Genomic DNA, 22,721 nt, shown 5'->3' with positions numbered 1-22,721 from the left:
CAGCGACAACCAAAACAACTACATATTGTTCAGTTCAGCCCGTTACTGCAGCGGCTGAGTATCGTTTACAAACTCCATTCAAGATTTTTTTTGACAACACACAGGAGAAAACAAGTGAGCCAGTCTCTTCGTACTTGTCTGATGACATTTGGCGCTCTGTTGGCCATGTCCGTCCCCGCAATGGCAGCAGATGGCGATACTGTCGCTGTTATGTCCACCGCCGGCCTCGGTATCGGCCTCATCATTCTCGGTGCCGGACTCGGTATCGGTAAAATTGGTGGGTCCGCAGTAGAAGCCATGGCTCGTCAGCCAGAAAACTCATCGAACATCCAAACCGCGATGATCATCGCAGCAGCCCTGATCGAAGGGGCTACATTCTTCGCGATCATCTTTGCATGGTTGGCTGGTTAGTTCGTTTCCGGCTTCATCAATCGACGTTCCCAACTGAACTGATATTCGATGAAGCCTGTATTCGAACGGGATCCGCATGGCCGTTGGTCATGGACTGTTCGTACTGACCTGATATTTCTGGTCTGTTCGTTTCATTTCACCTTATCGATTCTCCCCCAGGTGGCGAGGAAGTTCAGTGTTGAGATACCTCTCTACAATCGTTGTTGTCTTCTCCGTGTTCTCCATGGCAGTCGGCATTGTCCCTTCCGGACTTAGCCCCACCTTGGTGTCTGCAGATGAAGAGCCAGTGAACCCCGTTGAAGTGCAGGAAGATCTGCAAGAAGGGGATGTTCAAGGCGAAGCTCACGACAAGGAAGGCCCCCCACTTGGTATAGAGGAAGACCTGGTTATCTGGTCGTTCGTAACCTTCCTGCTCTTCTTGTTGGTTCTAGGTAAATTTGCCTGGACACCGCTCAACGAAGGGCTGAAGCAACGGGAAATCGGTATCCGCGAAAACATTGCTGCGGCGGAAACGGCGCGGTTGTCAGCGGAAAAAATGCTCGCGGATCACAAGCAACAGCTTGCCTCGACGCAGGATCAGGTGAAAGAGATCATTGCAGAAGCTCATCGTGATGCGGACGAAGTCCGTCAGAAACTGATGGCTGCAGCACAACGAGATGTCGAAGGCTTGCGTCAACGTACGCTGGAAGATCTTGAACGAGCCAAAAACCAGGCGATCAAAGAACTGTTCGACAACATGTCCGAACAGGTTGCCATCGCAACCGAACATGTCCTGGGAAGGGCGCTACAAGCCGAAGATCAGAACCGTCTGATCGACGAAGCCCTCGCGCAACTTCCGGCCAAAGGGTAATTCCTGATTCCAGTCGGTTTGATTTCGAAATACATCCTGTCATTTAACTTCTCATCATCTGGTAGCGATAGACAACATGGCCAGTCAGAAATCTCTGAAAACCAAGCAACAAAGCGTTCTGGCTGATCCCAGTGCGCAGGCGATTGCCCGTGTCTATGCCGAGGCTTTTCTCGGTGCTGCTGCCGGAAATATTGATGAAGCGATGGCGGAATACGAATCATTCTTGACCGAAGTACTGGATAAGGATGCTCGTTTCGAAAAATTGCTGACGACTCAGGCACTCAGCCGGGAAGAAAAAAGCGGTTTGATCGATCGAATGCTGGGACAACATGGAAGCAGTACGTTCGGAAAATTCCTGAAAGTGCTGGCTCAGAAGAATCGAGTCGAGCTGTTTCGGGGTATCTACGCCGAAACAGTCGAACTGAACAATCAGCGACAGGGTAAAAAACGGGTTTTCATTACCACTGCCCGTCCGCTCAACAACAGTCAGTTGACTTACCTGTCCGAAAAACTTAGTGCAGTCTTACCGTTCCAACCGGTGTTGGAAACGGATATTAACAAAGACCTGATTGGTGGTTTGACCATTCGGGTGGGAAATACAGTTTACGATGGTTCCTTGCGGACGCGCCTGAAAAAACTGCGTGGTCAATTACGCGAGAGAGGTCTTCATGAAATTCAAAGCGGACGAGATCGCTTCTGTAATACAGAAGGAAATTGAGCATTTCGAGGGCAAGATCGAAACCTCTGAGGTCGGTCATGTACTGGAAGTGGGTGATGGTATTGCCCGTTGTTACGGCCTGTCTTCCGCGATGGCGGGAGAGATGGTCGAGTTTTCCAACGGCACGACCGGCGTCGTCTTCAACCTGGAAGAGAATTCCGTAGGGGTCATCATTTTAGGTGACTACCTGGAAATCGCTGAAGGGGACGAAGTCAAAACAACCAGTGAGCTGCTTTCCGTACCGGTTGGTCCCGAAATGATCGGCCGCGTGGTGGATCCACTTGGAAACCCACTCGACGGACAAGGCCCCATCGTTACCAGCGAACGCCGCCCGGTCGAAACACCGGCTCCTGGTGTTGCGGAACGTCAACCAGTTACCGAACCTCTCCAGACCGGTATCAAGGCGATCGACGCCATGACCCCGATCGGACGCGGTCAACGTGAACTGATCATTGGTGACCGAAAAACGGGTAAAACAACCATCGCCCTCGACGCGATCATCAACCAGAAAGGCAAAGACGTCATTTGCGTCTATGTCGGTTGTGGTCAACGTGGTTCCACCGTCGCCGGTGTGATCGAGACCCTCCGGGAACACGATGCACTCGACTACACGATCATCGTCGCCTCCTCGGCCTCCGACCCTGCTCCACTGCAGTACTTCGCTCCTTATGCGGGTGCCGCCATGGCCGAGTACTTCATGTACAGCGGCAAACATACACTGATCGTTTACGATGACTTGACCAAACAGGCCCAAGCCTATCGTCAGCTTTCCCTCCTGATGCGTCGTCCTCCGGGACGTGAAGCGTATCCGGGCGACGTGTTCTACTGTCACAGCCGCCTGCTCGAACGAGCGGCGAAACTGAACAACGAACTCGGCGCTGGTTCCATGACGGCTCTGCCGATCATTGAAACACTCGAAGGGGAAGTTTCCGCCTACATTCCGACCAACGTGATTTCAATTACCGACGGTCAGATTTACCTTGAACCTGACTTGTTCTTCGCCGGGGTTCGCCCTGCGATTAACGTTGGTATTTCCGTTTCTCGTGTGGGTGGCAACGCCCAGACGAAAGCGATGAAATCAGTCGCCGGTTCACTGCGACTTGACCTGGCGGCCTTCCGCGAACTGGAAGCATTCGCCCAACTCGGTACCGACCTCGACAAAGCGACTCAAGGTCAGCTTGATCGTGGTTACCGTATGGTCGAAATTTTGAAACAGAATCAGTACAGCCCGATGGACGTCGTCGATCAGGTCGTTGCTCTGTACGCCGGTACCAAAGGTTACTTCGACTCAGTTCCTATTCCCGAAGTTCTTCGCGTCGAGCAAGAAATGCTCGCCTTTATCCGCGATGAAAAATCGGAAATCTGGAATGCGATCGAAAGTGACAAAGCGATCAAACCGGAAACCGAAGATATGCTCAAAGCAGCTCTTAAAGAGTTCAAAGAGCGAATCGCTTCCTGAATCCTTTCCTAACCTGAATGTCTATTCCTAACGCTAAGATTTAAGATTTAATAAGTCATGGCCAACACACGTGAACTGGTGAAACGCCTGAAGGCGGTCAAGAACATCCGCAAGATTACGCGGACAATGGAATTGATCGCTACAGCGAGATTCAAAAAAGCCATGGACCGTGCGTCGGAAGCAGCGGCATATACCAAGAAGATTTCCGAGATCGTTTCGGACCTGTCCAAAGCGAATCTGACCTTCAGTCATCCGTTGCTTCAGAAACATGATTCCATCGAAAACAGCACCCTACTGATTCTGACTTCGAATCGCGGCTTGTGCGGCGGATACAATGGTTCGGTTCTCCGACATGTAACTCGTCGATTGCGAGTCGATAATCGAAGCACTGATGGCAATCTTGATATCGAAGTCGCAGGAAAACGTGGGGTTTCGTACCTGAAGTTTCAAGGCGAGGCCATCCACAAGGCGTACACGAACTTCGAAGACAACCCTGCCTATGCAGAAATCGAAGCGATCGCTGATCGTTACATTCAAGCATATATCAGCGGAAAACTCGATCGGTTGGAAGTCGCTTACACGAAATTCGAATCCGCTGGACGACAAACAGCGGTTGTCGAAACCTTACTGCCGATTTCTCAACTGACGGAATCGACTGAAGAAACCAGTCAGGCTGTGGAATACGAATTTCTTCCTTCGGCGGAAGAAATTCTGACAGAAATTGTTCCTGCCGCATTCAAAGCCCGTTTATTCAAATGCTTCCTCGACGCCGCCGTCAGTGAGCAAATCGCCCGAATGGTGGCGATGAAACGAGCGACCGAAAATGCTCAAGAAATGATTGGTGATCTGTCACAAAAATACAACCGGGCCCGTCAGGCTCAAATTACAGGCGAACTGGCTGAAATCATCGGTGGTGCCGCCGCACTCGAGTAATCGCCAGATTTACCTGCAGATACATCAACACACGTTACTCCCTAACAAGGTCCGAATCACGTTTCGATTCAGAACAGAGACAAGATAATGGCTGAAAACGGACAAAAAACAGGATTGGTTACCCAGGTCATCGGTTCGACTTTCGACGTTGAGTTCCCCGCCGACAGCATGCCGGAGATCTACAACGCTGTAAAGGTTCAAACCAACATCAAAGGGGTCAAGATCGATGTGACTGGCGAAGTCCAACAACACCTCGGTAGTGGCCGTGTCCGCTGCGTCGCTTTAGGTTCGACCGACGGAATGACCCGCGGTATGGAAGTGACCGACACCGGAGCAGCGGTTTCCGTACCTGTTGGTAAAGAGACTCTGGGTCGCGTTTTCAATATGCTTGGCGAACCTATCGACGGACGTGGAAAAGTCGCCACTGCCGAAAGATGGCCGATTCACCGTCACGCTCCAGCGTTGAAAGACCTCACTTCCAAGAGTGAACTCATCGAAACTGGGATCAAAGTGATCGACCTGCTCACCCCGTTCGTTCGTGGTGGTAAAGCGGGGCTGTTCGGTGGTGCTGGTCTTGGTAAAACCGTCATCATCACCGAGTTGATCGCCCGTATCGCTTCGTCTCACGGTGGTTACTCCGTGTTCGCGGGTGTGGGTGAACGTACTCGTGAAGGAAACGACCTCTGGCTGGAGATGCAGGAAACCAAAATTGGTGATACCGGACGCTCCGTGATTGAACAAACTTGTATGGTGTTCGGTCAGATGAACGAACCCCCTGGAGCTCGTCTTCGTGTTGCCCTGTCCGCGCTGACCATGGCTGAATGGTTCCGTGATTCAACCGGTACCGACACCCTGCTCTTCGTTGACAACATTTTCCGATTCTCACAGGCCGGTTCGGAAGTGTCCGCACTTCTGGGACGTATGCCGTCTGCGGTGGGTTACCAGCCTACGCTGGGAACGGAACTGGGTGAACTTCAGGAACGAATTACTTCGACCACCAAAGGGGCTATTACTTCCGTGCAGGCCGTTTATGTGCCAGCGGACGACCCAACCGACCCTGCTCCAGCGACTGCGTTTTCCCACTTGGACGCCTTCATTTACCTGGAACGTAAAATCTCTGAAAAAGGGATTTACCCGGCCATCGACCCACTCGCTTCGTCCTCACGAATTCTGCAACCGCAGGTCGTCGGCGAACGCCACTACCGAGTCGCCCGTCAGGTTCAGCAAACCCTGCAACGTTACCGCGAACTGCAGGACATCATCGCCATTCTTGGTGTCGATGAGTTGAGCGAAGAGGACAAACTCGTGGTGCATCGTGCTCGCCGTATTGAACGATTCCTGTCGCAACCGTTCCTGGTTGCCGAGGTGTTCACCGGTAAAGCGGGTAAAATTACTCCGCTCGAAGAAACGATCACCAGTTTCGAAGAACTGTGCGAAGGAAAATGGGACCACCTGCCAGAATCTGCCTTCATGTATGTCGGTGGAATTCAGGAAGCAGCCGAACAGGCTGAAAAAATGGCCGCAGCCAACGGCTAATCGATGCCGGTTCCGCAGTCCTGAAGGTCTTCTTTTGACCTCCCAAACTGTTTTTCCTGTTTGAAAACATAACCTTTAATCCTGTAGACCTAAAATGGCCACGAACGAAATCAGACTGGTGCTGGTGACTCCGGAGAAAACGCTCTTAGACGCGCCGGTCAGTTCACTACGCTTCCCGCTTATCGACGGGCAGATCGGTATTTTGCCGGGCCGCGCTCCTATGGTGGGACGCCTGGGCTACGGTGAACTCAGTTTTCATTCCGAAACAGGAGTCGAAACGGTCTACTACATCGACGGTGGATTCGTGCAGGTCAAAGGGAGTGAAGTCTCCATTCTGACCAGCCGCGCCATCAAACCGGAAAACATCGATGCTGCGGCAGCCGAAGCAGACTTCCAGGAAGCCCGCGACCGAAAAGCAACTGGCGATGTCGAAATCAAAGCCCGCTACGAAGACCAGGAACGAGCTCGCCAGCTGAAAGCCGCAGCTCGCTCCAAATAGAAACACCTTTGACGAGCACGACGTACTTCAGTGACGATCACGCTCATCACACTTCCAATTAACCCGCCTCTTACAGGCGGGTTTTTTGATGCGCGGCAGGACACCCTTCAAGACACCGCTGATTCATGTATCCAGTTGCGAAGTCTTCTCAGCCTCCTTTAATCGCTCGGATAGGACATAGCGTTGTCCCATTGTAAAAGCGGTCGGTTTTCCGGTCGAACTTTGTTTGTCATTCTGAATCTCCCGGTTCAAAATCATCGTTTTCTTATCTTCCGGAGCGGAGAGCAGGTACACCTTGAAATGCTCCCCTTCAAGCCGTCGCTTCTCATCAACCAGTCTGTTTACCAGTATTCCCAAATCTCCTTTATGGAGATTCCGACCCATTTTGACGTTGTCATATACCCCCAGAATTTTAGGTAAAATTGGCTGAATTGCTCCCCCATAGTAAAATCCTATTCGATCAACTTGTTGAATAGACCGCCCCGCCTGGCAGACATAGGCGTGAATCTCACGATACTCAGGCCAGGCATTTCTAGCGGCAACGACAACCACATCAAAAGGACTCCCTAATAAGTTTTCGGCTTCTAACATCTTCTGTAATTCGCGCAGTAAAAATGCTTCGCGTTCTGAAACGACGTCTAACGGGTCATCAAGAATGGTATCAATGGCCTGACTCAGTCTCACAAATGAAGACCAAACCAGACGCGGGTCATTAATTTCATTCAGTTTCGCAGGTTTGAACTCGTCCGGCGTCAATACAAGCAGTATCTGCGTCGATTCAACCGCAATGTCGAGTCGCGCCAAGTGACGGTCGATCTGCTTTCGTCGAATGCCGTTGAGTTCGGTTTTGGTTTCAAGAAGTAATCGCATTGAACTATGAATCACCGCATCGGGGATGCCGTCCCATCCTTTCGATGGCTGATTCTCAAATCGAATTATTTCCAGTTCCGGTTGTTCCAGAATGGAACCAATCAAACGTTGCATGCGGTCAAGGGATAACGAGCTGATGACTGCCAATATTGATGATGTGACGCGATTTTCGCCTGTAGAGTATGTAGAGAAAATGCTATTCATAATGGGTGGACAATCTAAATCTGGAAAGGGGTATTCTGCAGAGGAGGAGTTCCGCAAACTACATCTCGACTCATGACTAAAGGGCAATCGTACTATTGTCGATCTGAAACTTGATTCGATTCTCATTGTTTCCCTGCAAATCTGAAATATTTTCAGATGATGGTCAACTTTCCCGAAAACTTTGCCGATCTTGAGATTGAGGGATTAGGTAGAGTGGGATAGGATGAATTAGACACGATATAAATCGGGCAGTTTTCCATCGTAGACGCATCGATTCTGCCAGCCTACCGATTCCAATAGACCAGTCTGTTACCAGTCTCAGCCCGCGTGAATGGGCGCTGGTCGATCTTGGATATCTGCTGTTCTCTGGAGCGAACTTGACACCGTCGGCAAGGGAGAAAATTCTAGTACTGGGCGAAGATTCGGCTGATTTGTCGAACCTGGTACAGTCATTAGAACTTCAATTTCAGGTCGAAGTCCCGCGGAACTTCGAATCTGGTGTGCAGAGTTTGCAGACCGAGAATTTCCAGGCCATCCTCGTCAGTGGCCCCCAGGAAGCACTACTCAAGACCTTCCTGGAAGTCGATGGCCTGCTGGATCAGCTTCCCGACGGACTCGCTCTGCTCGACTCGGATCTCAAAATCCTCTGGAGTAATGAACGTCTTTTACAGCTGACCAGTAATACCGAGTCGCTGGATGGCCAAAACTTCTACCAGGTCTTCGGTACGCCAGAAATCCTGGGACCGGACTACTCCCCGTTCAATACTGCCCTCGGTCAAGGTGTCTGCGCCCGGAGTCAGCTCCGTATTGGCGAAAAGACCTACTACGAAGTCCAGGCCTGCCCCGTTCTTCGTTCCACAGAAACGGCCCCCCAACTTCTGCTCGTCGTGATTCGGGATGTCTCCACCGAAGTTCTGCATAAACAGAAACTGGACGCCGTCTATCATGCCGGAGTCGATCTGGGAGATCTGTCACCTCAGGAAGTTCTGGAGATGACGGTCCAGGACCGGATCGACTTGCTCAAATCCAAAATTCTGCACTACACCGAAGACCTGCTCGAATTCGAAACAGTCGAAATCAGACTGGTCGATAAAAAAACAAAAACGCTCGAGTCACTGCTCTCGGTGGGAATGGAAGAAGATGCCGAACGCCGTCTGTTGTTTGCTCAACCAGACGGGTATGGGGTCACCGGCTTTGTTGCCAGCACCGGCAAGAGCTACCTGTGCGAAGACACCGAGAACGATCCACTTTACCTGCCAGGAGCCCCTGGAGCACACAGCTCGTTGACGGTTCCACTGATTCTGCACGATGAAATCATCGGCACGTTTAATGTTGAATCCCCCCAGAAAGGGGCCTTCGACGAAACGGACCTGCAGTTCCTCGAACTATTCAGCCGCGAAGTAGCGATCGCTCTTAATACGCTTGAACTTCTCGTCGCCGAAAAAGTGACAACCGTTACAGAAAGCACCGAGCGTATTCTGAAAGAGGTTGTCGGTCCAGTTGATGGAATTCTGAACGATGCCGCCTGGATTCTGGAACGCTACATCGGGCACGAACCGAGCGTCGCCGAACGGCTCCAACACATTCTCAAACATACCCGAGAAATCAAACAGATGATTCAGCGCGTCGGTGAGAGCATCGCTCCGCAGACGACCTATAATCCAATGTCCTACCGCGAAGAGCATCCGAGCTTGCGCGGCAAACGAGTCCTGGTAGTCGACAGCGACAGCTCCGTCCGTGGTGCCGCTCATGAGCTACTTGGACGATACGGTTGCGAGGTCGAAACGGCCCATCACGGTGACGAAGCGTTATTGATGGTTCGTAGTTTTCACTACGACGTCGTCATCGCCGATATTCGTCTGCCCGACATGACTGGCTATGAATGCTTCGAGAAACTACTCGAAATCCATCCGCATCTCGCCGTGATCCTCATGACGGGCTTCGGTTACGACCCTTCACATTCGATTGTGAAAGCGCGTCAACGAGGATTGAAGTCGGTCCTCTATAAACCGTTCCGGCTCGATCAACTTCTGGCGGAACTCGAGAACGCCGTCAGTCCGCCCGCTAAAGTCAACGAGTAAGTCGACTGGGCTCAAACTGATGGCCCGAGATTACCGCTCCGCTATTGGCCCAGTTTTGTTTGTGCTTCCAGATAGGCAATCAAGTCGCGAAGTTCCTCATCGCTGATCGCCTTGTGAAGATCCTTGGGCATGATGGAAATTTTGGATTCTTGCATCTCGTCGATCTCTTCTTGAGGGATTCGAACTTCGCTGAGATCCGCTTTTCTAAGGAAAATCGCCTCCGGAGTTTCGCGGCTGATGATACCGGAGTGAACCTTGCCATCCTCAGTGATCACCGTGTACGAGTTGAACTCGCGGGCGAAACTAGCACTGGGCAAGACGATCGCTTCGAGCAAATCTCTCTCGGTTCGAATCGCACCGATCTGAGAAAGGTCGGGACCAATTCGGGCACCTTTTCCGTGGACGGCGTGGCAACCAGAGCAAGCTGCCTTCTTACCAAAGAAGACCGTCTGTCCGTGCGAAGGATCGCCCCCGGACAACAATGGTTCCAACTCGGCAAGCATCGCCTTGTTCTCAGCAAAGTCAGCTTCCGTTTTAACCAACTTCTGGCGAACCAACTGTTGAACTGATTCGGGATAATTCCGAAACAACAAATCGAGCTGTTCGGCTGGCAGATTTTCCTTGAGTTCCTCGAGCGTTTTAACCAGCTTCAGACCGAGTTCTTCCTGGTCTGCATCGGCGAAGGAACGAATAAGAACAGGTCGCGCCACGGGGCCTGCATAGGTCAGCTGATCAACCAGGAGGCTTTGTTGATCAATACTGAGCGGAAGTGCCGCCAACGCGCGAGCCGCGGCCAGTCGTTCTGTGGGAAAGTTATCCTCAGCCAGTTGAGACAGAACGAATTTAAACAACGGATCGCTGGTGGTCGTCAACAGATTCGCCAGTACGTGGGTTGCTTCGACTCGCACATTCGCCGCTTCGCCCTCATCGGCAACGATTGTCTTCAATTGCTTCTCGAAGGTCCGAGCGTCAAATTTATTGAGAGCCCGAACGGCCGCCAGCCTAATTTCCAATTGCTCGTCGGCCAGCGACCTCAAGAGAATCGAATCCCATTCATTGGGCAAAGCGGGGAGGGCGCTCGCGCTAATTACATCTAATAACAGCAACTGATTCGGTTCCGAAGTCGTTGCAAAGTTCCGTGCAATGAAAGACTGAACGGCCTCATCCGAGATTTGAGCCAGTAGAAAACCACGAAGCACACTGACTTGCTCCTCAGTCAACATGGAGTCCTGCATCCATTCGTCCAGCAAAGCCAACGTTTCACTGGCCCAGCCTTCGTGCTCACTGATGACGTGCAGAACTTCATTCTGCAACTGAGGATCGGAAGTGTTCAATAGAGGAACGACCTGTTCTCGAGTGAGCTCCCCCTGCCCCATCTGGTCGAGCACAATTAATGCCCCTCGGCGTACGAGTGGATTATCATGAGCAAGAAACGGTATGACTGGTTTTGAACGATTGAACCGGATCACGGCGAATATCAAACTATGCTCGGTCACGCGATCTATTTCCGGGTTCTGTAATTGCACAAATAGCTCATTCAGGACTCGCTCTTGAATCACTGTCGGAATTTGGTCGGCATGCTTTTCGAGAATACGCCCGATCGAAGTCGCTGCGGTTTGTTTCAGAGAGAGGTCTTCCGAACGCAGATTGGGTAATAGCAGGTTTAAGGACATCAGATCATTCAGTTCGCCCACGGATCGAATCGCAATCCGCCGTACATCCAGATTTTTCGAATCGAGTTCTTCCCGCAGCGCGGTCAACGCTTTGTCTGTCTCCATTCTTCTCAATGCCCAAACAGCAGGAAGCGAGGCAGGAGAGTCAGCAGTATTAATCGCTGTCGTCAGTTCCGCAACAGCTTCATCACCTGTCAGAGCCAACTGATCGATCGCTCGTTCACTGACGGCGGGACGAGAATCGCCAAGGAGTTCAATCAACTGACTCACATTTTGAGTATCCCAATCGAGTTCCAGGCCTCGAGGATCCATCACCACTGCTGTATCCGTTTTGCGAATACGGTAAATTGCCCCGGTGAATTCCGGCTTCGCAATCTGTGAGTTCGGGCATCCAATACGAAACCATCCACCGGTATCAATCACCAACAGACTTCCGTCCGCATCTTCTAGAATATCCGTCGGGTGGAAGTCAGGATTGTCGGAGACCAGAAAGTCTTCTTCGATTGTTTCAAACGTCGCTCCGACCCGTTTAATATCGGAACGAACGACTTTATGAAGATTAAAAATCGTTGTGAATATACTGTTCTGTAAAGCTTCGTACTGGCCGGTTGAGCTATAGCGGGTCATCCCTGAAACGGCGACATGGCCGAAGCGGGTCATCGGTTGGAGCAATTCCCCGGTGCGGGGCATCTCACTATAGGCCTTCTGGTAATGAGGGTAGTTTCCCCCTTCAATCCAGTGCATCAGGCAGTCAACCCGTGGGCCATTAAGAAGAATGTTGACGGTTCCCAGCATTTCACCTGTCGGCATAAAATCGATTTCCACGGGGTTATCCATCCCCCCTCCACAGAAAATCTGTACGTCGCTACCGTCCGGTTTGCAGGAGAAAATGCGTGCAGCCAAGCCCTTGCTGGTGATGTCGCCTGCATCATTCGTAAATTCGTGACCATGCCGGCCATCACACCAATAGATGCGTCCGTCGGGACCGAGAAAACAGCCGTGAATACTCGCCGCGTTTCCGGTGAAACCGAACTCGCCAACGATGGGAGTCCGTACATCAGCGACGCCGTCGTCATCCGTATCTTCAAAACGCCAGATGTAAGGAGGGCTCGCCACATACAACGCGCCGCGGTGCCACAGGGCTCCTTGTGGAAAGGTGAGTTTGTCAGCGAAGATCGTGCTGTTGTCGAACGTCCCATCTCCGTCGGTGTCCTCCAACATGCGAATGAAGTTCGGCGGATCTTCAAGCAGTTCCTTTGCAGGAAGATTGACGCCCGCATTTTCAGCGATGAACAACCGGCCGCGGTCATCAAAGCCCGCCATCATGGGATAGTTCACCAAGGGGTGCTCGGCAACAACTTCAATGCTGTATCCTTCCGGCACAACAGGAAGTTCTGCCGCAGGAGAAGAGCTTACGGTGAATAGAAGAAGCAAGGCACTTACAACAGCGGTCAATTTCATTGCAGCATTCTCTTCAAAACAGTTGCGGAACGATCTTATGTTCGTTCCATCATAAAGAGAAACTGGATGCGTCGGTAGTGATTGACTCAAATCACTTCTTCTCTCACTAAAAGCAGACTTAGAGCCTGTACTTAAACAGCCGCGGCCTCAATCGCCCCGGTTGCCGCCTCCATAATCGCCCCTTCTGAGAATTGATCGCGGGTGAACTCGCCCGTCAACCGCCCTTCGCACAGGACAAGAATCCGATCGCACACGATCATCAATTCCGGCAATTCGCTCGATGTGATCAACAGTCCCATCCCCGCGCGGCAAAGTTCATCGATGATCTGATAAATCTCCGCTTTCGCCCCGACATCCACTCCTCGTGTGGGATCATCGAGCAATAACAGCTTGGGGTCGGTTCGCAACCAACGGGCGATAATGCACTTCTGCTGATTCCCGCCACTCAAACTGAGAATCGGTGCTTCTGGTCCGGATGTTTTCACTCCCAGCTGTTTAATCGACTCATCGGCTGCGTCACGTTCCTGTCGGGTGGAGATCAGTCCTGCTTTCGATAGCGACGGCAACGTACACAAGGTGATGTTCTCGCGGATATTCATGTCAGAGAACAGCCCTAATCGCTTACGGTCTTCCGTCACTAGCGCAATCCCCGCTTGCATTGCGTCGGCGGGATGCTGGAAGTTAACAGGCTTACCTTCGAGCAGAACTTGCCCTTGCGGTGGAACATCGGTCGCACCAAATAATGATTCGAGTAGCTCCGTTCTTCCCGCTCCCATCAAACCGGCGATGCCAACCACTTCACCACGTTTTAATTCAAGGTGAACATCTTTCAAACGCCATTGACGCACATGCCCAGGCCAGGGAAGAGAAAGCCCTTCGACTTTGAGCAAGGTTTCGCCCGGTTGTCGATTTGCGCCGAGTTCTGTCGATTCAATCTCACGGCCCACCATCAGATGAGTCACTTCCTTCGGCGACAATTCAGAACAGGGCTTCGTCACCACATGCGTTCCGTCTCTTAAAACGGTTATACGATCCGACCTGCGAAAGATCTCGTCCATCTTGTGCGAGATGTAGATGATCGTCTTGCCCTGTTTCAAGAGTTGATCGATCACCCGGAACAGACGCTCGACTTCGGACTCGGTCAGCGCGCTGGTGGGTTCATCCATAATGATCAATTCGGTTTCAATCGAGAGTGCTTTGGCAATCTCGATTAACTGTTGGTCACCAACTCGCAATTCACCTACTGGCTGTCGCGGGGCGATCACGCAGTCCAACTGCTGTAACAGCTCTGCCGCTTTCCGTTCCATCGAACGGTCATCCAGAAAAAAACGCCCCGAAGTCTCTTCGCGTCCCAGAAAGACATTCGCTGCAACCGACAGATTTTCGACCAGATTCAATTCCTGATGAATGATGCTGATCCCCGCCGCTTCCGCATCGCGAGTTCCGAGAAAGCGAACGGTCTTGCCATGAATGATCAGTTCTCCGTCATAGTCGGTTTGCACACCGGAAAGAATTTTCATCAGCGTGCTTTTCCCAGCACCATTTTCTCCTACCAGGGCATGCATTTCGCCCGGTTGCACGGCAAAGCTGACTTCGCGAAGCGCCTGCACTCCCCCGAAGTTTTTACTGATCTGACTGATCTCAATCAAAGGCGTGGCCGACATATGGTATTCCAGTTTGAACGCAGAATTAACGAGACGCGGACCGTTCCAGCAATGCCTTGAGTCCCAACAACAGCAGAGCGGCGAATCCTGAACCCAAGCCCCACCACAATGGATGAGATGTCGACAGCACTCCACCCATAATTCCGATTAACCCGCTGAGGATAAACAGACTGACGATCCCCAGTTTCCCCGGGAAGAACTTCTTCTGACGCAGGGCTCCGGTGCGCAGTTCGTTAAAAGCGACAGCCAGAACCACAAGCAAGCCAACGATCATGCCTTCGAATTCGTCCGGGCTGCCTTTCACTGTTTTGGCCACTGAGTCGATCACCACTCGCAGGAAAAGCGCGCCCAGCATTGTGCCGGTGATCGTGCCAATTCCGCCCGTCAGACTGCAGCCTCCAATCACAGCGGCTGCAATCGCGTTGAGTTCGTACCCCATTCCGGCAGATTCAGGATTGGCTTCCCCTACGTAACTGCAATACAGAATGCCGGCGATGGAGGCCGTCACTGAACCAAGGCAATACGCGAGCCACTTTTGTCGGTCGGTGTGAATCCCACTGAGGCGTGCCGCTTCTTCATTACCGCCCATCGCGTACAGATGCCGACCGACTAACGTTTTGCTCATCAGTAGCCAGAGCAAAATGGAAAGCACAATGAAGACTAATAACGGTATCCACCAGACGCGTCCCAAGTCATTAAAGAGGGGATCAAAGATGTAGATTTTCGTACTGGGTCCGACAGTGCCAATATTGCCCGTAATGTCCTGAATCAAGACCCGTCCGAGGCTACGCAACCCGACTAGCGATGCCAGCGTTGCCACGAAGGGAGGCAGACCGATTACCGTAATCAACCACGTATGGAATGTCCCAATGATGAGCCCGACAAAGATCGTTCCTAGAATCGCGAGCGCAATGATCCCGGCACCCAGATTATTTGTATCAGGATTTCCCGATTCATCGAGCGGCGAGAGCGACAACATGATCGCGCTACAGATCATCCCGCTGAAAGCTATCACCGATCCACTGGAGAGATCAATGCCTCCCGAGATAATCACGATCGCCGCGCCTAAAGCAAAGATTCCCAGCAGCGATGTCTGCAACAGAATCTCTTTAGCGTTGTAGGCCGTCTTCAAGCGGTAAGAATCATCGACGATCCCCGTGAACAGGACAACGACCGCTATGGCGAACAATAGTCCGACTTCAACCGGCAGTCTCGATCTCCATGACTTCCCCGAAGCCAGTTTGGGAGTAGGTGCAGAAGGAGAGGAAGACATGCCGGGTTCACCAACAAATGACGATAGGAATAAAGAAGTGGATTCAACAAACGGACTGGAGGATTCAGACTCAGCAGTCGCTACTTACTCAGGAACCGGTCAGATTGTATTCCGCCAACCATTCTTTGAATTGCTCCAAGGTCAGGAAGGTGGTGCCTTCCGAGAAGAGATCCGCTTTGATGGGAGACTCTTCACTGGGGACGACAACTTTCAGACCTGTCTCGTGGATGTCTCCGTCAGGTTTGCCGTAGTTGGGGAAAATTTCTTTAATGTCGGCCTGATTGTCATTGATCAATGCCGTCAGCAGACGGACACCTTCAAACCCCATCTGGTAAGGGTCCTGAACCAGCATTGCATCCAGGTTCCCCTTTTCCATTGCCGCAATGGAAGGTGGATCCGCATCGAATCCGACGACGGTTGTTTTCTCCCGGATACCCAAGTCGCTGACGATATCGACAATCGCGGGGGTGTTGTACGACCAGATCCCCACTAGAGTGTTCAGGTCATCATGACGATCGAGTGAATCGCGAACATTTTTCTTTGCCGTATCCGCCTGACCCTGATCGCCCATGCTTTCAAGCTGTACGAAATTTTCGCCTGCTCCATCCTGGAATCCGCCGATTCGTTCCTGGGCATTGGAAGCCGACTTCACTCCCACGAACGTGGCGAACTTGGCTCCGTCCGGTCGTAAGGCTTTCGCCGCTTTACCCAGCTCCTGGCCCGCTTCGAAGTTGTCTGTTCCCAGATATCCAAAACGCGCTGTACGAGCTTTTTCGTTTTCGCGATCAATGTCGGAATCCACCGTGATCAGCTTCACGCCTGATTCACTCAAAGAGACGAGTTGATTCACGAGCGCCTGGTTTTTCGGATCCGAAACACAGATGGCCACACCGACGATGTCGGTCGCACCCTGATACTGCCGTAGTTTGTCGATCTGCGTTTGCGGAGAAAAGTTGCCCCGGTCGATGACAACCTGCAGTCCCCCCTTACCGACGTCGAGTTTTTCTTCGGCTTGTTTCGCTCCGGTAGCGAAGGCATCCCAGTAAGGGGAATTTCCATTGGTCAGCAAAATGATCCTGCGAGTCGCGGGAGTCACTTCTCCCCCGTTCTCACCCTCACCACAACCGGCAAACAGACAGACCAGTGCCAGACCTGACGACGCCAGCATTAAAGAAACAGTATTCCTGATTCGACTCATCAAACGGACTCCTCGGAGCGCTGAAGATTATTTAATGTCCCTAAATAAATACCATCTTCCCACTGGCGAATCAATTCCCGAGACGGGCATGCCAGCCGGATCAATTGAAAAGAGGTGGCCGGACTAAGAGGTTAAAGCGGCTCGTTTTTCGGCAATTTTCGCCAGCAAAGCTTTCTGGGGATCGGCAAATTTCTTGAGCCCCTCTTCCATCAACACGTCTTCCATTTTCTGGTAATCGACATCGGCATAGAGTTGATCGACGAAAGATTGTTCAGGAAGTTCGTGTAACAGAGGCTTAAAGACTTTGCCTTCCATCTCTTTAATATCCTGAATCGATTCGGGAGGAACCGTTTGGATGTCTCCTCCAGCCAGGCCCGAGTTGAATTTGTCCGCTGGATCGTTAGGGTCTTTAACACCCGTACTGGCGAAGATCATTTCCTGACTCAGCTTGAGCCCTTTGTCGGCCCAGAACTTTCTGTTTTCATCCCAGATCAATTGAGCATTCGCCATCGCCACATGTCCCTGCAGATTCTCGGCAAGATCGGGAAGATGTTTCTGGGTGTAAACATCTACTCGGCTGACGAAGACAGAATATACAGACTTGAAGTTGTCGAGCGATTCCCGTTTCTGGGCTCCCTTCCAGATTGCGTCCCGGGCGGCCTCGTATTGTCGGGGAGTGAAAATCAACGTCACGTTCAACGTCAGGCCCAAGGCCGCAAGTTCTTCCAGAGCGCCCAACCCTGCGGGAGTAGCAGGGACTTTGATCATGCGGTTCTGGTGACCGGCCGACCATTTTTTTCCCAGCTCAATGTATTTAGCCGTTCGTTCTTCGGTCGAGAGCGGGCAGTCACCCGCCTCTAATAGTGGATCGAGTTCGAAGCTAACGTAACCATCATCGCCTTTGGTTTGCTCGAAGATCGGGCGGAACTTTTCCTGAGCCCCTTTAATGATGTGGTCGGTCAATTTCCAGGCGACTTCGGCGTCATCATCGCTTTCGCCCATCAACTTGGTCAATTCATCGTCGTACTGTCCGGTGTTGATCAGTCCGGAAATCAAGATTGGATTAGAAGTCGCGCCCGTTCCTCCAAGCGCCAACGTTTCCTTCACATCACCCGGATCGACGCTGTCGACCCATAATTTAGTACCCGTCGCTAATAATGATTGAATGGAATTCGACATCACACAAATCCTTTGCAGGGGGAGCATATTAATCTGAGATGAGAGGCTGCGATTCTGCCAGTTTTCCGAAGTTGACCGGTCGAGGAATCGCGAACAGTAACACCGAAGCGTTCACGACGTTATAATGGACCTTTCTGCCCGGCTGAATCTCTTAAATTATGATAACGCTCTGCCGCGCAGATTTCTGCCCGTATTACACTCTTTCTCTTCAAACCGTCCGGTAAACTGACAGACAAGGCTTTTCCACGTGTCCACTGATCTCTCTCCGCATGAGCAATACCAGAACCCGTTAATCACCCGTTATGCCTCACCGGAAATGAGCCGGATTTGGTCGGCCCAGACGAAACATTCCACCTGGCGGCGATTGTGGGTAGCCCTGGCGGAATCGGAAGCCGAACTGGGACTTGATATCTCTCCCGCGCAGATCAACCAACTGCGCGAGAATACCGAGAACGTCGATTTCGCCGCTGCGGCAAAATACGAGAAAGAACTCCGTCACGATGTGATGGCCCACGTCCACGCTTATCGTGACCTCTGCCCAGATGCAGGTGGAATCATCCATCTGGGAGCGACCAGCTGCTTCGTCACAGACAACAGTGAACTCATTCAAATTCGAGACGCACTGACCCTCATTCGCTCGCGACTGGTCGCGGCAATCCATCACCTGGCCAATGTCGCCACCGAATACCGTGATCTCCCCTGCCTCGGTTTCACTCACCTGCAACCCGCCCAACCAACGACCGTCGGTAAACGGGCCACGCTCTGGTGCTACGATCTGGTCCTTGATCTGGAAGAGATCGAAAATCGTCTTGCCACGATTCGCTTCCGTGGTGTCAAAGGAACCACGGGAACCCAGGCAACCTTCCTGCAACTCTTCAATGGTGATCACAAAAAAGTCGACCAGCTCGATCAACTCGTTTCGGAAAAGATGGGCTTCAACCGGCGTTTCGCGGTCACGGGGCAAACGTATTCACGCAAGTTCGACTCACAAGTGCTTGATGTCCTCAGCGGTATCGCCCAATCGGCCCACAAAATGGGAACCGACATGCGTCTGCTGCAGAACCGCAAAGAGCTGGAAGAACCCTTCGAGAAAAAACAAATCGGTTCGTCCGCCATGGCCTATAAACGCAATCCAATGCGGTCGGAACGAATGTGTGCCCTGACCCGATTTGCGATGAGCCTCGTCTCGAATGCGAGTCAGACGATGGCAACACAGTGGATGGAACGGACGCTCGACGACAGTGCCAACCGCCGCCTGTCGCTCCCGCTTTCTTTCCTGGCAATCGATGCGTCCCTCATTATCTACAAAAACATCGTCGATGGCCTGGTGGTTTATCCCAAGGTCATCGAAAAGAACCTGTTGGCAGAACTACCCTTCATGGCGACCGAAGAATTTCTGATGGCCGGTGTCAGCAATGGGGGCGACCGCCAGGAATTGCACGAAGTCATTCGTGTTCACAGTCAGGAAGCGGCGAAGCAAGTCAAAGAATTCGGTTTGGAAAACGACTTGATCGCCCGCCTCAAACAGGATAATCACTTCGCCGAGGTCGATCTCGAGTCTGCCCTCGACGCGAGAAAATACATCGGCCGCGCTCCGGAACAGGTTGACGCTTTCATCTCAGATGTGATCGAACCGATTCGCCTGAAATACAAACACGATTTGGACTTCGGCAACGACGATCTGCGAGTTTGAGTACCTGGACAAAAACGGTTCCCCTCATGCCAGTTGGGTAGCCCGGACAATCACGGAGTGTTGTCCGGGTCGCGACACGACGCGACAAGCCAGCGTTCATCCCCCATTGCTCGCGGATGATTTAACCTTGTTTCATTTGACTCCTGACTGGAATTGTTCCGTGTCCAAATCCCCTCGTATTTTGCTCGCCGGTCTGTTTCACGAGACACATACTTTCCTGGAAGAAATCACCCGCCCCGACGACTTTGAAATTCGTCGGGGCGATGAACTTCTGCAGGTTGCAGGCGATGGGTCCCCCTTGGCAGCGGTCGTCGAATTTGGGACAGAAGCGGGCTGGACGTTCCTACCCACCATCGACATGCGAGCCATGCCCAGCGGTACCGTCGCCAACGAGGTGTTCGAAGAGTTCTGGCACGCCATTTCCGACGGTTATCTACAACAATTCGCCAACGGAATTGATGGAATCTATCTCGTCCTGCACGGAGCGATGGCGACCGACAAGTACCCGGACGCCGAAGGAGAATTGCTGCACCGTCTTCGTCAACTTGACGGAGCAAAGGACATTCCGATCTGTGGTGTTCTCGATCTGCATGGGAACATCTCCCCCGAAATGATGCAGGCCAGCCAGGGCTTTGTCTCATATCAATGTAACCCCCATACGGACGCCCATGCCGCGGCGTACTCAGGAGCGAAGTTACTCAGCGAAGTACTCCGACGGAATGAGTTTCCCACCGTCCTGCATCAAGCCGCCGGTCTGCTTTGGGCACCAACCGCTACGGGAACTGACGACGTTCCCATGAAGACGTTGGAAGAGATGGCTCGTCGATACGAACAGACGGAAGAAGGGGTCGCGGCTGTCAACATTTTTGGCGGATACGCCTTCGCCGACACGCCCCACACCGGTGTCTCGATTTCCATCGTCTCCTATGGGGAACCTTCCCGCGCACAGGATCTGCTCGACCACCTGATCTCAAAAGCGAATGCAGATCACGTTCACGCGCAGGTAACAGACCTCGATCCGGAAGGACTCGTCTCTCACCTTCGTCAACACATCGACGCGGGAGAAAATCCCATCGTCCTCGCCGAACCTTCCGACAACATCGGTGGGGGTGCCCCCGGTGACGGAACTTCTTTACTAAGTTTCTTTCTCAAACATAATTTCCCCGGGTTCGTTGTCGTCATTGATGACGCGGCCGCGGTTGCCACGTTGCAGACAGAGTCACTTGGCGACCAAGTCACAGTCGTCGTCGGTGGCAAAGGGAGTGCGCTGGGCGAAGGTCCCGTCGAATTCACGGGCGAGCTTATTCATCGTTCGGACGGTCATTTTGAACTCGAAGATCGTAACAGCCATCTCGCTTCGATCGCCGGAGTACAGATCGACATGGGACCATGCGCCGTGCTCAAGCATCCGCTGGGATCGATTTTGCTTACGTCCCGCAAGACACCTCCGTTCGACCTCGGTCAACTCCGCAGCCAGGGAATCATCCCCGAAGAGGCCACCCTCATTGCCGTCAAAGCGGCTGTCGCCCACCGCCGAGCTTACAATCCCATCGCCCGAGCGAACTACACGGTCGACACCCCGGGACCCTGCAGCAGCAACCTGAAACTGTTCCCCTATAAGCTGGTACCGGAAGCCATCGTGAGCCGCTTATAAGAAGCCTCGAGTTCCACCAAAGGGTGGCCCAGACAATCTCAAAGAGTTGTCTGGGTGCCGCAGGCACACTTAAGTGATGAACTGATTAAGCGATGAATGCTTTCTCGCAAGAATGGTTCAAACACATCGCATTAAATCATCGCGTCTTCTGACACGCACTACGATGTTCCCCAGCACTCTCCCGTTACCGTTCACTTGGAAAAGACCAAGAGAGCATTTCTTGCTTAGCTGTTCTTCACAACTTAGTGTTGCTGGGCCACCCCGGTTAATTCCACTCCGCTGAATTTCCAGAGTGCTTAGCTTGCGCCTAATCGTAGTAGCAAGCGTTCGATCTGAATTCGCTCCGATAATCGGGAGCCTCCTTTGAGGTCGCTGTCGGTTTTGAGCAGGAGCTGCAGAATTCGTTCGGCACGAGGGCGACCGATCCGGCGAAGGTAGGTGGAAGCGGCACCGATGTCGCGGGGAAAAACACCTGCTTTGCGGAGCGCGTCCGTCAGTGGCAAACCGTGGCGGGAAAGTTCGGTTGCGTGGACCAGCTTTTTGAAGGTGAAAGTAATCCCTCCCAGCAACCGCTGCGGTGCTTCGCCCGCCGTAGCGAGTTGGTCGTAGCATTTGAGAGCATGATTCATGTCCCCGTCGCGCAAAGCATCGAGCATCACCCAGGTTGTCTCGGCTTTCCAGCCACCGACCAGTTTACGAACATCTTCGAGATGAATCGCGGGTTCGTCACCGATGTAGTTGATCAGCTTTTCGAGTTCCTGCTGAACCTGACCGACGTCATTTCCGATCAGCTCCACAAGCAAATGCGCCGCATCGTGGTCAATTTTTTTCTCGTACTGCCGTTTCGCTTCGGTCATCAACCACTGCACCAGTTTGCCCCCCGCGAGTGGGCTGCATTCCAGGGCGAGGCCTGTTTTCGCTGCCTGTTTGGCAATCCGGGTATTCTTGGGCCATTTAGTAACTTTTAGGATCAATGTCGATTTCTGAGACGGCTTTTCGACATATTTTTCGAGCCCGGATCGGTGAGCACTAACAAATTCGTCGGCATCGTCCACGACGACCAGGCGGGTGTCGCCCCACATGGAGACAGTACGGACCTCGTCCAGAACCGTTTTCAGTTCGACATCTTTCCCCGCGAATTCGACGCGGCTCATTTCCGGATCATCTGTGCCTAGCAACTGTTCCGTCAGAACTTTGAGCGCCGATTGCTGTAGAAACCGGTCGGCCCCAAAGAGGACGATGACCGGTTTTAACGTTGTTTCAGCGGGTCGGGCGAGGTAATCAGTGACATGCATTCAGGTCGAATCCTTGTTGACCATTTTCGGGCATTTGGGATACAGTTTGTCGAGCTCAATTCTTCCATCT

At 52.3% G+C, this 22,721-nt stretch carries 17 protein-coding genes; 10 read left to right on the top strand and 7 right to left on the bottom strand.

What is annotated here, in order from left to right:
* The first annotated feature begins 165 nt into the window (after positions 1-165).
* The 7 genes from atpE to Pla110_RS02140 all read left to right on the top strand — a co-directional run bounded on the left by atpE (position 166) and on the right by Pla110_RS02140 (position 6,406).
* Entirely contained in the window at positions 166-411 is a 246-nt protein-coding gene (gene atpE, locus Pla110_RS02170; RefSeq protein WP_390620506.1) for an ATP synthase F0 subunit C, read from the top strand.
* A 178-nt stretch (positions 412-589) separates the two neighbouring features.
* Positions 590-1,261, top strand: coding sequence for a F0F1 ATP synthase subunit B (gene atpF, locus Pla110_RS02165; protein ID WP_144992739.1), 672 nt, complete (start codon positions 590-592; stop codon positions 1,259-1,261).
* A 76-nt stretch (positions 1,262-1,337) separates the two neighbouring features.
* A complete protein-coding gene (gene atpH / locus Pla110_RS02160) occupies positions 1,338-1,979 on the top strand; it encodes an ATP synthase F1 subunit delta (RefSeq protein WP_144992737.1) in 642 nt (213 codons plus the stop codon).
* Positions 1,930-3,438 (top strand): F0F1 ATP synthase subunit alpha, encoded by a 1,509-nt coding sequence (gene atpA / locus Pla110_RS02155; protein WP_144992735.1) that lies wholly within the window; start codon positions 1,930-1,932, stop codon positions 3,436-3,438. The genes atpH and atpA overlap by 50 nt, the downstream gene beginning before the upstream one ends.
* 57 nt (positions 3,439-3,495) lie before the next feature.
* On the top strand, positions 3,496-4,371 hold the full coding sequence (gene atpG / locus Pla110_RS02150) for an ATP synthase F1 subunit gamma (RefSeq protein WP_144992733.1): 876 nt from the start codon (positions 3,496-3,498) through the stop codon (positions 4,369-4,371).
* Positions 4,372-4,458: 87 nt separating this feature from the next.
* Entirely contained in the window at positions 4,459-5,907 is a 1,449-nt protein-coding gene (atpD, locus tag Pla110_RS02145; RefSeq protein ID WP_144992731.1) for a F0F1 ATP synthase subunit beta, read from the top strand.
* 94 nt (positions 5,908-6,001) lie between these two features.
* On the top strand, positions 6,002-6,406 hold the full coding sequence (locus Pla110_RS02140) for a FoF1 ATP synthase subunit delta/epsilon (RefSeq protein WP_144992729.1): 405 nt from the start codon (positions 6,002-6,004) through the stop codon (positions 6,404-6,406).
* A 123-nt stretch (positions 6,407-6,529) separates the two neighbouring features.
* Here the strand turns inward: Pla110_RS02140 and Pla110_RS02135 are convergent, their stop codons facing one another.
* Entirely contained in the window at positions 6,530-7,390 is an 861-nt protein-coding gene (locus Pla110_RS02135; protein ID WP_197440446.1) for a hypothetical protein, read from the bottom strand.
* A gap of 467 nt (positions 7,391-7,857) precedes the next feature.
* Here Pla110_RS02135 and Pla110_RS02130 point away from each other — a divergent pair, with 467 nt between their 5' ends.
* The gene (locus Pla110_RS02130) at positions 7,858-9,561 is read left to right on the top strand and encodes a response regulator (protein ID WP_231742829.1); all 1,704 of its coding nucleotides are present in this window, start codon (positions 7,858-7,860) and stop codon (positions 9,559-9,561) included.
* A 41-nt stretch (positions 9,562-9,602) separates the two neighbouring features.
* Here Pla110_RS02130 and Pla110_RS02125 read toward each other — a convergent pair whose 3' ends face one another.
* From Pla110_RS02125 to Pla110_RS02105, 5 genes are all read right to left on the bottom strand, one after another.
* Positions 9,603-12,695 (bottom strand): PVC-type heme-binding CxxCH protein, encoded by a 3,093-nt coding sequence (locus tag Pla110_RS02125; RefSeq protein WP_144992725.1) that lies wholly within the window; start codon positions 12,693-12,695, stop codon positions 9,603-9,605.
* A gap of 131 nt (positions 12,696-12,826) precedes the next feature.
* Positions 12,827-14,359, bottom strand: coding sequence for a sugar ABC transporter ATP-binding protein (locus tag Pla110_RS02120; RefSeq protein WP_144992723.1), 1,533 nt, complete (start codon positions 14,357-14,359; stop codon positions 12,827-12,829).
* 25 nt (positions 14,360-14,384) lie between these two features.
* A complete protein-coding gene (locus Pla110_RS02115; RefSeq protein WP_144992721.1) occupies positions 14,385-15,632 on the bottom strand; it encodes an ABC transporter permease in 1,248 nt (415 codons plus the stop codon).
* Between the two features lie 88 nt (positions 15,633-15,720).
* Entirely contained in the window at positions 15,721-16,830 is a 1,110-nt protein-coding gene (locus Pla110_RS02110; protein WP_144992719.1) for a substrate-binding domain-containing protein, read from the bottom strand.
* A 123-nt stretch (positions 16,831-16,953) separates the two neighbouring features.
* Entirely contained in the window at positions 16,954-18,009 is a 1,056-nt protein-coding gene (locus Pla110_RS02105) for a transaldolase family protein (protein WP_144992717.1), read from the bottom strand.
* A gap of 247 nt (positions 18,010-18,256) precedes the next feature.
* Between Pla110_RS02105 and purB the strand changes: the two genes are divergently transcribed.
* Positions 18,257-19,702 (top strand): adenylosuccinate lyase, encoded by a 1,446-nt coding sequence (gene purB, locus Pla110_RS02100; RefSeq protein ID WP_144992715.1) that lies wholly within the window; start codon positions 18,257-18,259, stop codon positions 19,700-19,702.
* Between the two features lie 160 nt (positions 19,703-19,862).
* Positions 19,863-21,356, top strand: a complete 1,494-nt coding sequence (locus tag Pla110_RS02095) for a M81 family metallopeptidase (RefSeq protein ID WP_144992713.1) — start codon at positions 19,863-19,865, stop codon at positions 21,354-21,356.
* A 296-nt stretch (positions 21,357-21,652) separates the two neighbouring features.
* Here Pla110_RS02095 and holA read toward each other — a convergent pair whose 3' ends face one another.
* On the bottom strand, positions 21,653-22,651 hold the full coding sequence (gene holA / locus Pla110_RS02090; RefSeq protein ID WP_144992711.1) for a DNA polymerase III subunit delta: 999 nt from the start codon (positions 22,649-22,651) through the stop codon (positions 21,653-21,655).
* Between the last annotated feature and the right edge of the window lie 70 nt (positions 22,652-22,721).

The sequence above is a fragment of the Polystyrenella longa genome (assembly GCF_007750395.1).
GTDB lineage: Bacteria > Planctomycetota > Planctomycetia > Planctomycetales > Planctomycetaceae > Polystyrenella > Polystyrenella longa.
Note: the sequence above shows the minus strand (reverse complement) of the source record. Positions and strands in the feature narration are given on the sequence as shown.